Annotated in this window: 15 protein-coding genes; all 15 read right to left on the bottom strand. The window is 60.5% G+C overall.

Features of this window, described 5'->3' with window-relative positions; translation table 11 throughout:
- Nucleotides 1-94 precede the first annotated feature (94 nt).
- From KI609_RS08860 to tsf, 15 genes are read right to left on the bottom strand one after another with little or no spacing between them, the layout of a single operon-like run.
- Nucleotides 95-868 carry a TrmH family RNA methyltransferase gene (locus KI609_RS08860; protein WP_226449182.1) on the bottom strand — a complete coding sequence of 258 codons (774 nt, stop codon included), beginning with the start codon at nucleotides 866-868 and terminating at the stop codon, nucleotides 95-97.
- 22 nt (nucleotides 869-890) lie between these two features.
- Nucleotides 891-1,520 (bottom strand): ribonuclease HII, encoded by a 630-nt coding sequence (gene rnhB / locus KI609_RS08855; protein ID WP_226449181.1) that lies wholly within the window; start codon nucleotides 1,518-1,520, stop codon nucleotides 891-893.
- Nucleotides 1,486-2,649 (bottom strand): lipid-A-disaccharide synthase, encoded by a 1,164-nt coding sequence (lpxB, locus tag KI609_RS08850; protein ID WP_226449179.1) that lies wholly within the window; start codon nucleotides 2,647-2,649, stop codon nucleotides 1,486-1,488. The genes rnhB and lpxB overlap by 35 nt, the downstream gene beginning before the upstream one ends.
- Before the next feature lie 24 nt (nucleotides 2,650-2,673).
- Nucleotides 2,674-3,462, bottom strand: coding sequence for an acyl-ACP--UDP-N-acetylglucosamine O-acyltransferase (gene lpxA, locus KI609_RS08845; RefSeq protein WP_226449177.1), 789 nt, complete (start codon nucleotides 3,460-3,462; stop codon nucleotides 2,674-2,676).
- 26 nt (nucleotides 3,463-3,488) lie between these two features.
- A complete protein-coding gene (gene fabZ, locus KI609_RS08840) occupies nucleotides 3,489-3,929 on the bottom strand; it encodes a 3-hydroxyacyl-ACP dehydratase FabZ (RefSeq protein WP_226449174.1) in 441 nt (146 codons plus the stop codon).
- Between the two features lie 16 nt (nucleotides 3,930-3,945).
- Nucleotides 3,946-4,926, bottom strand: coding sequence for a UDP-3-O-(3-hydroxymyristoyl)glucosamine N-acyltransferase (lpxD, locus tag KI609_RS08835; RefSeq protein WP_226449172.1), 981 nt, complete (start codon nucleotides 4,924-4,926; stop codon nucleotides 3,946-3,948).
- 21 nt (nucleotides 4,927-4,947) lie between these two features.
- Nucleotides 4,948-5,469 carry an OmpH family outer membrane protein gene (locus tag KI609_RS08830; RefSeq protein WP_226449170.1) on the bottom strand — a complete coding sequence of 174 codons (522 nt, stop codon included), beginning with the start codon at nucleotides 5,467-5,469 and terminating at the stop codon, nucleotides 4,948-4,950.
- Nucleotides 5,469-7,766: an outer membrane protein assembly factor BamA gene (gene bamA, locus KI609_RS08825; RefSeq protein ID WP_226449168.1), complete on the bottom strand. Its 2,298-nt coding sequence runs from the start codon at nucleotides 7,764-7,766 to the stop codon at nucleotides 5,469-5,471. The genes KI609_RS08830 and bamA overlap by 1 nt, the downstream gene beginning before the upstream one ends.
- Nucleotides 7,767-7,808: 42 nt before the next feature.
- Nucleotides 7,809-9,173: an RIP metalloprotease RseP gene (rseP, locus tag KI609_RS08820; protein WP_226449166.1), complete on the bottom strand. Its 1,365-nt coding sequence runs from the start codon at nucleotides 9,171-9,173 to the stop codon at nucleotides 7,809-7,811.
- 30 nt (nucleotides 9,174-9,203) lie between these two features.
- The gene (gene ispC / locus KI609_RS08815) at nucleotides 9,204-10,382 is read right to left on the bottom strand and encodes a 1-deoxy-D-xylulose-5-phosphate reductoisomerase (RefSeq protein WP_226450270.1); all 1,179 of its coding nucleotides are present in this window, start codon (nucleotides 10,380-10,382) and stop codon (nucleotides 9,204-9,206) included.
- A complete protein-coding gene (locus KI609_RS08810; RefSeq protein ID WP_226449164.1) occupies nucleotides 10,382-11,236 on the bottom strand; it encodes a phosphatidate cytidylyltransferase in 855 nt (284 codons plus the stop codon). The genes ispC and KI609_RS08810 overlap by 1 nt, the downstream gene beginning before the upstream one ends.
- 10 nt (nucleotides 11,237-11,246) lie before the next feature.
- Nucleotides 11,247-11,978 (bottom strand): polyprenyl diphosphate synthase, encoded by a 732-nt coding sequence (gene uppS, locus KI609_RS08805; protein WP_226449162.1) that lies wholly within the window; start codon nucleotides 11,976-11,978, stop codon nucleotides 11,247-11,249.
- 32 nt (nucleotides 11,979-12,010) lie between these two features.
- Nucleotides 12,011-12,571 (bottom strand): ribosome recycling factor, encoded by a 561-nt coding sequence (gene frr / locus KI609_RS08800; RefSeq protein ID WP_226449160.1) that lies wholly within the window; start codon nucleotides 12,569-12,571, stop codon nucleotides 12,011-12,013.
- Between the two features lie 55 nt (nucleotides 12,572-12,626).
- On the bottom strand, nucleotides 12,627-13,349 hold the full coding sequence (gene pyrH, locus KI609_RS08795; protein ID WP_056413356.1) for a UMP kinase: 723 nt from the start codon (nucleotides 13,347-13,349) through the stop codon (nucleotides 12,627-12,629).
- A 50-nt stretch (nucleotides 13,350-13,399) separates the two neighbouring features.
- Nucleotides 13,400-14,329 (bottom strand): translation elongation factor Ts, encoded by a 930-nt coding sequence (gene tsf, locus KI609_RS08790; RefSeq protein ID WP_226449158.1) that lies wholly within the window; start codon nucleotides 14,327-14,329, stop codon nucleotides 13,400-13,402.
- Between the last annotated feature and the right edge of the window lie 75 nt (nucleotides 14,330-14,404).

Raw genomic sequence — 14,404 nt, 5'->3', positions numbered from 1 at the left:
GAAGTGTGCGGTTTACGTTCTGAAGCGCAGCGCCCCTTGCACGGCCCCATGCACGGCCCTTCCCACCCATCCCCCTCACGGACCCGCCCCCGCCCTAGCGCCCGGCCCCGCTCGCATGCAGGCAGATTGCGGCCGCCGCTGCCACGTTCAGTGACTCTTCGCCGCCTGGCTGCGCAATGCGGATGCGCAAGCTGGCCCGCGCCTCCAGGACGGGCGACACGCCCTGCCCTTCGTGCCCCAAAACCCAGGCACAAGGCCATGGCAGCGCAGCGCGATGCAAATAATCCCCCTCGTGCGAACTGGTGACAAGCATGGGCAGCCCAAGCCCATCCAGATCACTGTGCTCCATGCCCTCGATCAGCTCCAGCGCAAAATGCGCGCCCATTCCGGCCCGCAAAACCTTGGGCGACCACAGCGCCGCACTCCCCTTGATGGCCACCACCTGCCGGAATCCGAATGCCGAAGCGCTGCGCAGGATGGAGCCCACGTTGCCGGCATCCTGCACACGGTCGAGCACCACCGTTGGCGCGTCTGGCCGGAGGGCAGCAGGTGCGGGAAGGTCCATGACAAAGCCCATGCGCGCGGGGGACTCCAGGCCGCTGATATCCGCAAACAATGCATCAGCGAGAACTACTGTTTTGATAGCAGCTTGCGCATATTCCACCTGCGCTAGCGGCCAAAAAGACTCTGAAAACACCGCCACCGATGCCCGCAGACCACGCGCCAGCGCCGCACGGCACAGGTGATCTCCCTCCAGCCATACGCGGCCTTGCTTGCGGTAGGCGGTCGAGTCTTGCGCCAGCCGGCGCAGGTCTTTGACAAACGGGTTGTCGCGGGAATGAATGGCAATAACGGGCGCTGAAGTCATCGGTCGTTTCGTGAAGGCCCACTCAGCGGACGAGCAGGTTTTGGGCCACCGGTGCAAAGGAACGCCGATGGTGAATACAAGCGCCATGCTCGCGCAGGGCTTGCATGTGCACGGCCGTGCCATAGCCCTTGTGCCCTGCAAAACCGTACTGCGGAAACTCCTCATGCACCTGAACACACCAGCGATCCCGGTGCACCTTGGCCAGGATGGATGCCGCCGAGATGGCGGGTACCAGCGCATCGCCTTTGACGATGGCTTCGGCCTGAACATCCAGCAGCGGCAGTCGGTTTCCATCGACCAGCACCATCGCGGGCTTGAGCCGCAGCCCCATGACCGCACGACGCATCGCCAGCATCGTAGCCTGCAGGATGTTGAGCCGATCGATCTCCTCCACGCTGGCCTCGGCAATGGAGCAGCACAGCGCCCTGGCACGGATTTCGTCGTAGAGCCGCTCGCGCCGGGCGGGAGAGAGTTTCTTGGAATCTGCAAGGCCCGCGATAGGGTGAATATCGTCCAGAATGACGGCAGCCGCCACCACGGGCCCGGCCAGTGGCCCGCGGCCCGCTTCGTCCACACCTGCGACGAGCCCTGGCGGATGCCAGGGCAGGCAAGATTGCTCAGGCACCAGTGGCAAGGATTTTCTGGATCGCATCGGCAGCCAGTTGAGGGGTATTGCGCTGCAAGCTGTGGTGCAGCGCGGTAAAGCGCTGCACCAGCGCGGTCATTTTCGGGGCGTTGCTCCGCCGTGCATCCAGCCAATCGAGCGTCGCTGCACATAGCGCCTGAGGGGTCGCGGCATCCTGTATCAGTTCGGGCACCACAAACTCTCCACAGAGGATGTTGGGCAAACCCACCCAAGGCTGCAACTGCTTGCGGCGCATGAGCCACCAGCTCAGCGATTGCATCCGATAGCCAATCACCATGGGGCACTTGAAAAGTGCCGCCTCCAGCGTGGCCGTGCCACTGGCGATGAGCGTGGTATCGCAGGCGGCAAGCACCGCATGCGACTGCCCTTCAACAATCTGCACAGCACCTGCCAAACCACAGGCGTGGGCGGTTTGTTCAATCCGAGCCCGCAAGGCCGGCACTGCAGGCACTACCAATTTAATAGCTGGTCGCGCTTGTCGGATAAGCGCTGCAGCCTCAAAAAATGGTTGGGTAATGTACTGGATTTCAGAGGACCGGCTGCCTGGCAGGATCGCCAGCACCTCATCCGAATCCTGCAGACCCAACTGCGCACGGGCGGCAGCACGATCGGGCACCATGGGAATCACCCCGGCCAGCGGGTGCCCCACATACGTGGCCGCAATGCCATGCTGCGCGAGAAGCTCGGGCTCAAAAGGAAAGATGCACAACACGTGATCGGCGCTGCGCCGGATCTTCTCGACGCGGTCGGCACGCCAGGCCCAGATGGACGGACACACAAAATGCACGGTCTTGATGCCTGCAGCCCGCAAATCCGCTTCCAGGCCCAAATTGAAGTCAGGGGCGTCTACCCCAATAAAAACGTCCGGGCGGTCGCGCAGCAAGCGGGTGCGCAATTGTTTGCGAATCGAGAGCAGCTCACGCAACCTGCGCAGCACCTCCATGCTGTAGCCATGCACGGCCAGCTTCTCGCTCGGCCACCATGCTGCGAACCCCCGGCGCTCCATTTGCGGGCCACCGATGCCACTGGACTGCAAACCCGGCCAATGGGCCAACATGCCGTCAATGAGCAAACCGGCCAGCAAATCACCCGATGTCTCGCCCGCCACCATGGCAACACGGGGAACAGCATTCATCATCTCCGCCCCATCACTGGCGCATCAACGCGCCACGCCACGCGTGGAGCCATCCAGGAAGGCAAGCATCAGCGCGATGTCGGCTGCAGCCTCTGGATGAATGAAGGGCAACTCCGCTATGGCCGCACGCGCCGCATCCAGCGTGAGGCCCTGGCGGTACAGCAGGCGGTGCATCTGCTTGATGGCGGCCACGCGCGCGGACGAAAAACCACGGCGGCGCAGACCTTCGAGATTCAGCCCCCGCACGGCCAGCGGGTTGCCATCCACCATCATGTACGGAGGAACATCCTGCGAGATGTGGCTGGCAAAACCCGCCATGACATGGGCACCCACCTTGACGAATTGGTGGATGCCGGTCAATCCACCAATGATGGCCTGATCGGCCACATGCACATGGCCTGCGAGGGTGGCGTTGTTGGCCAAAATGGTCTGGTTGCCCACCACACAATCGTGTGCGATGTGGGCATACGCCATGATCCAGTTGTCATCCCCGATAGTGGTCACCCCGAGGTCCTGGGTCGTGCCCAGGTTGAACGTACAAAACTCACGGATGGTATTGCGGTTGCCAATGACCAGTCGCGTGGGTTCACCGGCGTATTTTTTATCCTGGGGTGCCGCACCGAGCGAGGCAAACTGAAAAATGCGGTTGTCTGCCCCAATCGTGGTACGCCCCTCGATGACGCAATGCGCGCCCACGGTGGTGCCTGGGCCGATCACCACATGCTCGCCGATGACGGCATAAGGCCCCACGGTGACCGTAGGGTCCAGACTGGCGCCATCCGCAACAATGGCAGTGGGATGAATAGTGCTCACGTCCAACAGGGCTCCGTCAGATCCGTTCAGCCCACGCTGCGCATGGTGCACATGAGTTCGGCTTCACACGCCACTTCGTCGCCCACACTGGCAATGCCCTTGAACTTCCAGATGCCGCGGCGCACGCGGTCGATCGTGATGGACAGGATCAGCTGATCACCCGGCTCCACAGGGCGCTTGAACCGCGCACCATCGATCCCGACAAAATAGTAGATATTGTTTTCATCGGGCACCTTGCCCATGGCATCGAACGCCAGCAAACCCGCCGCCTGGGCCAGTGCCTCCAGGATCAGCACGCCAGGCATGACGGGACGCCCCGGAAAGTGGCCCATAAAATAGGGCTCATTGAACGTGACGTTCTTGATGGCCTTGATGCGGGTGTTGCTCTCAAGCTCGATCACCTTGTCCACCAGCAAAAATGGGTAGCGGTGTGGCAGTTGCTTGAGAATTGCGTGGATATCCATCATCGAGTTGTTCTTCCGTTCAGGCTGCTTTAAGAGCCTGCTCCAGCGCCTTGATGCGCTCTCGCAGACTGTGCAGTTGTTTGAGTGTCGCAGCGTTTTTTTCCCAGCGCGCATTGTCGTCGATGGGAAACACACCGGTGTATTGCCCCGGCCGGGTCAGCGACCGGGTCACCACCGTGGCTGCAGAAATGTGCACGTTGTCTGCCAATTCGAGGTGGCCCAGCACGATGGCACCGCCACCGACGGTGCAGTGCGCACCGATGGTGGCGCTTCCCGCCACCCCCACACACCCGGCCATGGCTGAATGTTTGCCAATCCGGACGTTGTGACCAATCTGAATCAGGTTGTCGAGTTTGACGCCATCCTCAATGACGGTATCCAGCAAAGCACCGCGGTCAATGCAGGTGTTGGCACCAATTTCGACGTCGTCTCCGATGCATACCGCACCCAGCTGTTCGATCTTGACCCACTGGCCATGGTCTGGGGCAAAACCAAACCCGTCGGCGCCGATCACCACACCAGGATGCACGATGCAGCGCGCACCGATACGGCAGCCTTCACCCAGCGTCACACGGGACTTGAGCACGGTTCCGGCGCCCACATAGGCACCACGCTCCACCACACACAAGGGCCCAATCGTGGCCGTGGGGTGAACGTCAGCCGTCGGGTCAACCACCGCACTGGCGTGTATGCCGCCTTGCCGGGTGGGTGCCGTGTGTTCGCGCCACCATTGGGTGGCGCGAGCGAAATAAACGTAGGGGTTGTCCGCCACGATGCAGGCGCCACGCGCCAACGCAGCGTCGCGCATCGCAGGCGCCACAATGACACAGGCCGCCCGGGAGGCGGCCAGTTGCTGCTGGTAGCGGGGATTGCTCAGAAAACTGAGGTCTCCTGGGCCTGCGACATCGAGTGGCGCGATGCGTGAAATGGGGGTGTGTTGCCCCCCCCCTTCCAGCGAACCACCGAGCGCATCAACAATGTGCCCGAGAAGCACCGTCACGCGTCACCTGCCTGCAGGGACTTACTTGGTGCCAGGGGCAGCATTCAGGGCCTTGAGCACCTTGTCGGTGATGTCATGCTTGGGGTTGATATAGACTGCCTCTTGCAGGATCACGTCGTATTTTTCAGCCTCGGCCACTTGCTTGACCACTTTGTTGGCACGCTCCAGCACCTGGGACAGCTCTTCGTTCTTGCGAGCGCTGAGGTCTTCCTGGAACTCACGGCGCTTGCGCTGAAAGTCACGGTCCTGATCGACCAACTGGCGCTGCTTGACGGCGCGCTGGCTCTCAGCCATGGTGGGCGCTTCCCGTTCGAACTTGTCGGTGGCGGTCTTCAGGGTGGTGCCCATATCGACCAGCTCTTTTTCACGGCGCGAGAATTCCTGCTCAAGCTTGGCTTGCGCAGCCTTGGCTGTGTTTGCCTCGCGGAAGATGCGGTCGGTATTGACAAAACCGGCTTTGAACTCTTGCGCTTGAGCTGGCGCAGCTACAGCAAGAGTGCCGAGCAAGAGGGCCAGAGAAAGATGGCGAGAAAAGGATTTCATTAGAAAGACGTTCCAATCTGGAATTGCAGTTTCTGGATTCTATCGCCGGCGAACTTGCGTACCGGCTGGGCAAACGCCAAACGCAGCGGGCCGAGCGGAGAAATCCAGCTCAGACCCAGACCGACTGAGGCGCGCATGTCGCTAAAAGTGACTTTCTCATTTTCCCCATAGACGTTCCCCACGTCGACGAAGGTAAAGATTCGAAGGGTACGGTCGTTGCCTGCACCGGGAAATGGAGCAATCAACTCTGCATTCAGCGTGACCTTCTTGGGGCCACCCAATGAAGCACCTGTTACATCACGCGGGCCCAGCGTCCCCTGGTCAAAGCCTCGCACCGAGCCCAAGCCACCAGAGTAAAAGTTCTTGAACACCGGGAACGGACGACCGTTCATGCCTTTACCAAGACCCGCCTCCCCATTGAAGGCCAGGGTGAAGCGCTTGTTGAGCGGCACATATTGCTGATACTGGTAATTGGCACGCACGTATCGCGCATCTCCGGCCACCGACCACTCTGAGTTGAGCCGCTGGTAACGACCCGAATTAGGGGCAAGGGCGCTGTCCCGATCATCGCGCGACCAACCCACCGTCAAGGGAATGGAGGTGCTGCTGTAGCCAAACTTATCGGCATAGAAGAGATAGGTGGCTGGTATGTTCGTGCCGGCTTTGATCGTGGTTTGCTCAAGCCCGCCGCCAAAAAAAACCGTGTCCGTCTCACTGAAAGGCACACCGAATCGCACCGACGTACCCTTGGTCACCAGTTGGTAATTGCCACCCTGGTCTTCATATGGTTTGTCCGTACGGTAATAGGCGTCAAAAGTGCGCGAGATGCCGTCGGGAGTGAAATACGGGTTGGTGGTGCTGAACACCAAGGTGCGGCGGTATTTGCTGGTGTTGACATCAATGCCGAGGTAATTGCCCGAGCCAAAAATGTTCTCTTGCTTGATGCCGAAAGAGATCGAAGCTTTTTCAGCGCTGGAGAAACCCACACCCATTTGCAGCGAACCGGTGGGTTTCTCGGCAACGTTGATCACCAGATCCACCTGGTCAGGGGACCCCGGCACTTCTTGTGTCTCAACGTTGACCTCGGTGAAAAAGCCCAAACGGTCCACGCGGTCACGGGACAAGCGAATCCGGTCCCCGTCATACCACGAGGCTTCGTATTGGCGGAATTCGCGCCGGATCACCTCATCGCGCGTGCGATTGTTGCCACTGACATTGATGCGTCGAACATACGCGCGGCGTGCAGGTTCGGCCTGCAACACAAAATTGACGCGGTTGTTTTCGCGATCGATTTCGGGCACAGCCTCCACCCGGGCGAAGGCAAAACCAAAACGTGAAAAATAATCGGAAAAGGCCTTGGTGGTTTCCGTGACCTGATCGGCGTTGTAGGGCTCCCCGGGACGAATGGTCACCAGCGACTTGAATTCGTCTTCGCGGTCCAGATAGTTGCCTTCGAGTTTGACCCCTGAGACCACATAACGCTCGCCTTCGGTCACGTTGATCGTGATCGAAATGTCTTGCTTGTCAGGAGATATCGCCACCTGGGTGGAGTCGACACGGAACTCCAGGTACCCGCGCTGGAGGTAGTACGAGCGGAGTGTTTCCAGATCAGCATTGAGCTTGGCCCGGGAATACCGGTCAGACTTGGTGTACCAGCTGAGCCAGCCGCCAGTGTCTTGATCGAACAGGCCCTTGAGTGTCGATTCGCTGAAAGCTTTGTTGCCAACCAAGCGCACTTCCTTGATGCGGGCAGGCTCTCCCTCCACCACGGTAAAGGTCACATTCACACGATTGCGCTCGATAGGCGTCACCGTCGTCACCACATCGGCGCCATATAGGCTCTTGTTGATGTATTGGCGCTTGAGTTCCTGCTCCGCACGGTCCGCAAGGGCCTTGTCAAACGGACGTCCCTCTGTGAGGCCCACATCGCGCATGGCTTTTTTCAGGACATCCTTGTCAAACTCTTTGGTTCCGGCAAAGTCGACATCGGCAATGGTGGGACGCTCTTCCACCACCACGACCAAGACATTGCCCGTGGCCTCCAGGCGGACATCCTTGAATAGCCCGAGGCCAAACAAGGCACGGATGGCTGCCGCACCCTTTTCATCGTTGTAGTCGTCACCCACGCGCAGGGGCATGGATGCAAACACGGTTCCAGCCTCCACACGCTGCAGACCTTCGACGCGGATGTCTTGCACCTTGAAAGGCTCCAGAGCCCATGCCGCATTGGCGGCAAAAATCATGGCTGCAACGGCCGATGCGGTACGCACGCCCAGGCGATTGATGTGTTTTTTCATGAGTGAAGCGGAAACCGCTGTTGCATGGCAAGCGGCATAAGGTTAGCCAAAGAGCCGGGTGATATCGTTGAACAGGGCAATTGACATCATGAGAAGCAAGACTGCAACACCTCCGCGCTGCAGACGCTCCATCCATGCGTCCGACACTCCCCTGCCCGTGACACCCTCCCAAAGATAATACATCAGGTGCCCCCCGTCCAAAACGGGGAGCGGAAGCAGGTTGAGAACCCCCAGACTTACGCTGATCAGCGCAAGAAATACCAGATACTGAGTGAGACCCATGCTGGCCGACCGACCCGCATAGTCTGCAATCGTCAACGGTCCACTCAGATTCTTGAGGGAGGCTTCGCCGATCACCATGCGGCCCATCATGCGCAGCGTGAGAACCGAAACATCCCACGTCTTGACGACGCCGCCCCACGCACCTTCCCACAGCCCGTAATCGACCGTCACAAACTCGGGGGCCGCCCCAACGTATGCACCAATGCGCCCCACCGTGGCGGCCGGTTCCACGACCGCGTCGGGCCGCACGTCCAGGGTCATGGACTGCCCCGCGCGCTCAATGCGCCATGGCTGCACCAATGGCTCGGTCCCGCGCACTGACTGCCGGATCAGTTCGCGCAGCTGTTGACCATCCACCACCTCAGTGGCACCTACCTGAAGAACCACATCGCCCTGCCGCAACCCTGCACGCTCGGCAGCACTCTGAGGCATCACCTCGCCCAACACGGGGCGTGTCCAGGGGCCCAGAATGCCGATCTTGCGGAAAAGCTGGGCATCGGCCTCGCGGCTGTTGATTTCGGCCATGTCGAGCAAGACCTCCCGGTGCCCCGCGCCGTTAGAAGAGCGCACATCCAGCCGGACCGTTACACCTTCCAAAGCACCACGCGTCAACAGCCAGCGCAAATCTTCAAATGACCGGACAGGCTCCAGCTCATCGGAGCCTAGGGCTGCCTGATCGACAACCTCTCCGCCCCGCAACCCGGCACCCTGGGCCACAGAGCCCGCCACAGGACTGGCTAAGACAGCACGCGGTTCCTGGACACCATTCCAGTTCACGATGGAATAAAGGACAACGGCGAGCAACAGGTTGGCAATGGGCCCGGCGGCAACAATCGCCGCGCGTGAAAGCAAGGGCTGGGTATTGAATGCCAGGTGGCGCTCTTCAGCGGGCACGGGCGCCTCGCGCTCATCCAGCATGCGCACATACCCGCCCAATGGGAAAGACCCCAATACAAATTCGGTTGGCGAACCCTTCGGTTGCCAGCGCAGCAAGGGCATTCCAAAACCCACAGAAAACCGCAACACCTTCACGCCGCAAGCCACTGCCACGCGGTAATGGCCGTACTCGTGCACCGCGATCAGAAGGCCAAGAGCCACAACAAATGCAACGAGGGTCAACAACATGGGCGGCAAAATCTGTGATGTCTCAAACACTCAGGCAGCCAGACGGTGGGCCACATGCTCGGCGGCACCGCGGGCCCGGTGGTCCAGATCCATCAGCGCCTGCAGCGAATCAGGGTTGGAGGGTGAGACCGCGTCCAAAGTTGCAAGGTTGACGGCATGGATGTGGTCAAACCGCAGTCGCCCAGACAAAAAGGCTCCGACCGCCACCTCATTGGCGGCATTCAGCACGGCGGTTGTGCCCTCCACGGCCTTTAGCGCCTGCCACGAAAGGTGCAAGCCAGGAAAGCGGATGGCATCGGCATCTTCAAATGCCAAGGCACTCAGTTTTGAAAAATCCAGCGTGCTGGCGCCACTGACAATACGTTCAGGCCAGGCCAGGCCACAGGCAATCGGCACGCGCATGTCAGGCGTGCCCAACTGGGCCAGGATCGAAGCGTCCTTGAACTGCACCATCGAATGGATGATTTGCTGCGGATGGATCACCACCTTGATCTGGTCCGGGTGCAGGTCGAACAACCAGCGCGCCTCGATCACCTCGAGCGCCTTGTTCATCATCGTGGCCGAATCCACCGAGATCTTGCGGCCCATTGAAAAGTTGGGGTGCGCACAGGCCTGGTCGGGCGTGATTTTGGCCAGAGTGGCAGGGTCGCGCTGACGAAATGGGCCACCCGACGCCGTCAGCAAGATGCTGTCAACACGCTGAGACCAAGTCGCAGGGTCTTCCGGCAGGCATTGGAAGATGGCGGAATGCTCGCTGTCGATCGGCAACAAGGTCGCTCCGCCCTGCCGCACGGCCTGCATGAACAAGCCGCCTCCTACCACCAGGGCCTCTTTATTGGCCAGCAGCAATCGCTTGCCTGCGCGTGCAGCCGCCAGACAAGGCGCCAGGCCCGCAGCCCCCACAATGGCCGCCATGACGGCATCGACGTCCGGATTCGATGCTATCATTTCAAGAGCATCTTGCGCTTGTATCACCTGCGTTAGAAGGCCATTTGCCTTCAATTTTTCAGCCAGCAGCGCGGCATGGGGGGCACTGGCCATCACAGCAAACCGCGGCTGAAAACGGGCGCATTGGGCGAGTATCAAATCCACCTGCGTGGCCGCACTCAGCGCAAAAACTTCAAAACGGTCAGGGTGGCGCGCCAGTACATCCAGCGTACTGGTGCCAATGGACCCGGTGGATCCCAGAACAGTGAGACGTTGTTTCATCATGGTGTTGTCAGGCTCGTGAGCATCATCGCCAGGGGCAGCGTGGGCAGCAGGGCATCCACCCGGTCGAGCACACCACCGTGCCCCGGCAGCAGGCCACTGCTGTCCTTGACACCCGCGCTGCGCTTGATGAGTGATTCCACCAGATCACCCGACACGCTCATGGCAACCATGAAGAGCGCTGCGAGCACCAAAAACCACCACCCCTGCTGCGCCATGCGCGTGTAAAAACTGGGCACCACGGCCTGCCAGTGTCCATCGGCAGCCACCCAGACAAACGCCATCACCACAACACCGGCAAGGCCGCCCCACACCCCTTCCCAGCTTTTGCCGGGACTGATAGCGGGTGCCAGCTTTCCCTTGGTGAACCGCAGGCCAAATGCCCGCCCCGAAAAATAAGCAAAGATATCGGCCACCCACACCAACACCAGCACCGACAACAAGAAATTGATGCCTACATTGCGTGCCTGCACCACCGCCAGCCACGCCAGCCACAGCGCAAGCACCCCGGCCACCAGCCGCAGCGCCGCAGGGATACGCGGCCAGCCCGGCACCCCGACCCTGAGAAGCCAGGCCGCCGCCAGCACCCACAACCCGCCGCCCACAACCCACAGGGCGGTCAATGACCGGTCGACCCATCCCAACGCCCACGAGGCGCAACACAGGGCGACACACCCGGCGCCAACAGCCACCGCTCCCGCCTGGCCCAAACCACTGAGACGCCCCCACTCCCACGCGCCCGCGGCCATGAGCACCAGCACAACAACAGTGAACGGGACGGGTGAGGAATAAAAAAGTGCCGGCAGCAAAATCGCCAGCAAGACAAGGGCAGTGATGACGCGCTGTTTGAGCATGAAGCCTTTTTCAGCCCGGCATCGGATCGGGATGCGCGGACAGGATTTGTTCGGATGTTTTACCAAAACGACGCTGGCGGCCACTGAACGCGGCAATCGCCTCGTCCAGAGCGGCTTCGTCGAAATCGGGCCACAACCGATCACTGAAGAACAGCTCGGAGTATGCCGCCTGCCACAGCAGGAAGTTGCTGATACGCATTTCACCCCCGGTGCGAATCACCAGATCGGGGTCCGGCACATGCGCCATGCCCATGGCGCCATGCAGGCTCACCTCGGTGATGGGCTCGCCCCGCGCCATCAGCGACGCCGCAGCTTGGGCGATGTCCCAGCGGCCACCATAGTTGAAACACACGTTGAGCACGAGGCGGGTGTTGTCGGCCGTGGCGGCTTCGGCTTGCGCCAGCCCGTCCCGCACCTTCTGAGACAAGGCCGAACGCTCGCCCACAAAATAAAGACGAACCCCGTCTTTCTTGAGCTGCGGCACCTCGCGCGATAGCGCCATGGCCAGCAACTCCATCAGACCCGAGACTTCATCGGCAGGACGGTTCCAGTTTTCGGAGGAGAACGCAAACACGGTCAACACCGCCACGCCACGCTGCACACAGGTGCGTGCGCAGCGGCGCAGTGAATCAACACCCTGTTTATGGCCAGCCAGACGCGGCAGAAACCGGCGCGTCGCCCAGCGGCCGTTGCCATCCATCACGATGGCGATGTGGTGTGGCACCACCTGCGGTAGAGACATGCTGAACGATCAGACCCGTCGTGAATCGGGGTTCAGACCGCCATGATTTCCTGCTCTTTGGCAGCCACCAGCGCATCGATCTCGCTGATGTGTTTGTCAGTGAATTTTTGAACGTCGGCCTCGGCACGCTTTTGATCGTCTTCCGATACCAGCTTGTCCTTGACGAGCTTCTTCACGGACTCATTCGCGTCACGACGCAGGTTGCGCACGGCGATCTTGGCACTCTCGCCCTCGTTGCGCGCCAGCTTGGTCATTTCCTTGCGGCGCTCTTCACTCATGGCCGGCATAGGCACCCGGATCAGGTCGCCCATCGACGCAGGATTGAGCCCCAGATCGCTTTCGCGAATGGCCTTTTCAATCTTGGCGCCCATGCCCTTTTCCCAGGGCTGAACGCTGATGGTGCGCGAATCAATCAGTGCCACATTGGCCACCTGGCTCAGCGGCACGAAGGAGCCGTAGTACTCCACCTGCACCGTGTCCAGCAACGCAGGGTTGGCGCGACCGGTACGGATCTTTTGCAAGTTACCCTTGAAAGCCGCGATGGACTGGTCCATCTTGGTTTCCGTATTTTTCTTGATGTCGGGAATCGTCATGTTTTTCTCCTCGGGGCCGGCCTGCACCCAGCGCAGACCTCGTCCATCGTCGTCGTCAAGCGTAAACCAGCGTGCCTTCATCTTCACCCATCACCACACGCTTCAATGCGCCGTGCTTGATGATGGAGAAAACACGCACGGGCAGCTTCTGATCGCGGCACAGTGCGAACGCGGTCGCATCCATGATGCCCAAATTGCGGGACATGGCCTCGTCGAAGCTCAGCTTCGTGTAGCGCGTGGCCGTGGGATCCTTCTGGGGGTCGGCAGTATAGACGCCATCCACCTTGGTGGCTTTGAGCACCAACTCAGCACCAATTTCCGCGCCGCGCAGCGCAGCTGCGGTGTCGGTGGTGAAAAATGGATTGCCCGTACCCGCCGCAAAAACGACGACCTTACCTTCTTCGAGGTACTGCAACGCCTTCGGGCGCACATAGGGCTCAACAACCTGCTCAATGGCAATGGCAGACATCACGCGAGCCACCAGACCCTGTTTGTCCATCGCATCGGCCAGCGCCAGCGCGTTCATCACGGTGGCCAGCATACCCATGTAGTCGGCGGTGGCACGGTCCATTCCGACCGAGCCGCCCGCGACGCCACGGAAAATATTGCCCCCTCCAATCACTACCGCCACCTGGACACCCAGGCGGGTCACTTCGGCAATTTCCTCCACCATACGAACGATGGTGGCACGGTTGATGCCGAAGGCGTCATCCCCCATCAGCGCCTCACCAGACAGCTTGAGCAGGATGCGCTTGTGAGCTGGTGCAGCGTGGGACATGGGGACTTTCTCCGGTGATAGGAACGGGGCTTGGGGAATAACGGAAACGATCAGGCCGCAGCCTTGGCAGCAGCTACTTGCGCAGCCACTTCGGCGGCGAAGTCGTCCACTTTCTTCTCGATGCCTTCACCCACGACGTACAGCGTGAAACCCTTCACGGTCGTGCCAGTGGCCTTGAGCATCTGCTCGACGGTCTGCTTGCCGTCCGCAGCCTTCACAAAGACCTGATTGAACAAGGAGACTTCCTTGAGGTACTTCTGCACGCCGCCTTCGATGCGCTTGGTAACGATTTCGTCGGATTGAACGGGCTTGCCTTCGGCCTCGGCCTTGGACTTGTCTTCCGCCGCCTTGGCAGCAGCCACCGAGCGCTCTTTTTCGATCAGGTCGGCAGGCACGTCAGCGCTGGTCAGGGCCACAGGCTTCATGGCAGCGATGTGCATGGCCACGTCCTTGGCAGCGACTTCATCGCCTTCAAACTCGACGATCACGCCGATGCGCGAGCCGTGCAGGTACGAGGCCAGCTTGCTGGACCCACCGAAGTGCTTGAAGCGGCGGAACGACATGTTCTCGCCGATCTTGCCGATCAGGCCCTTGCGCACATCTTCCAGCGTGGGGCCGAAGCTGTCTTGCTCGTAGGGCAGCGCGCCCAGGGCAGCCACGTCGGCAGGGTTGTGCTTGGCGACCAGTTCGGCAGCAGCCTTGGCCAGCGCCATGAAGCTGTCGTTCTTGGAAACGAAGTCGGTTTCGCTGTTCACTTCGACCAGGGCACCGGTGGTGCCGCTGATGTAGCTGGCGACCACGCCTTCAGCGGTGATGCGCGATGCAGCCTTGCCAGCCTTGGTGCCCAGCTTGACGCGCAGCAACTCTTCGGCCTTGACCATGTCGCCATCGGCTTCGGTCAGCGCCTTCTTGCATTCCATCATGGGCGCGTCAGTCTTGCCACGCAGTTCAGCGACCATGCTTGCGGTAATTGCAGCCATCTTTATTCCTTCAATATTCAGTTCAATCGATTCAGATTTGGGCTAAAAAAAAGGGGGCTCACCAGGGGCCCCGCT

This window comes from Acidovorax radicis (assembly GCF_020510705.1).
Taxonomy (GTDB): Bacteria; Pseudomonadota; Gammaproteobacteria; order Burkholderiales; family Burkholderiaceae_C; genus Acidovorax; species Acidovorax radicis_A.
The sequence above is the reverse complement of the archived record's forward strand: the minus strand, read 5'-3'. Positions and strand labels throughout refer to the sequence as shown.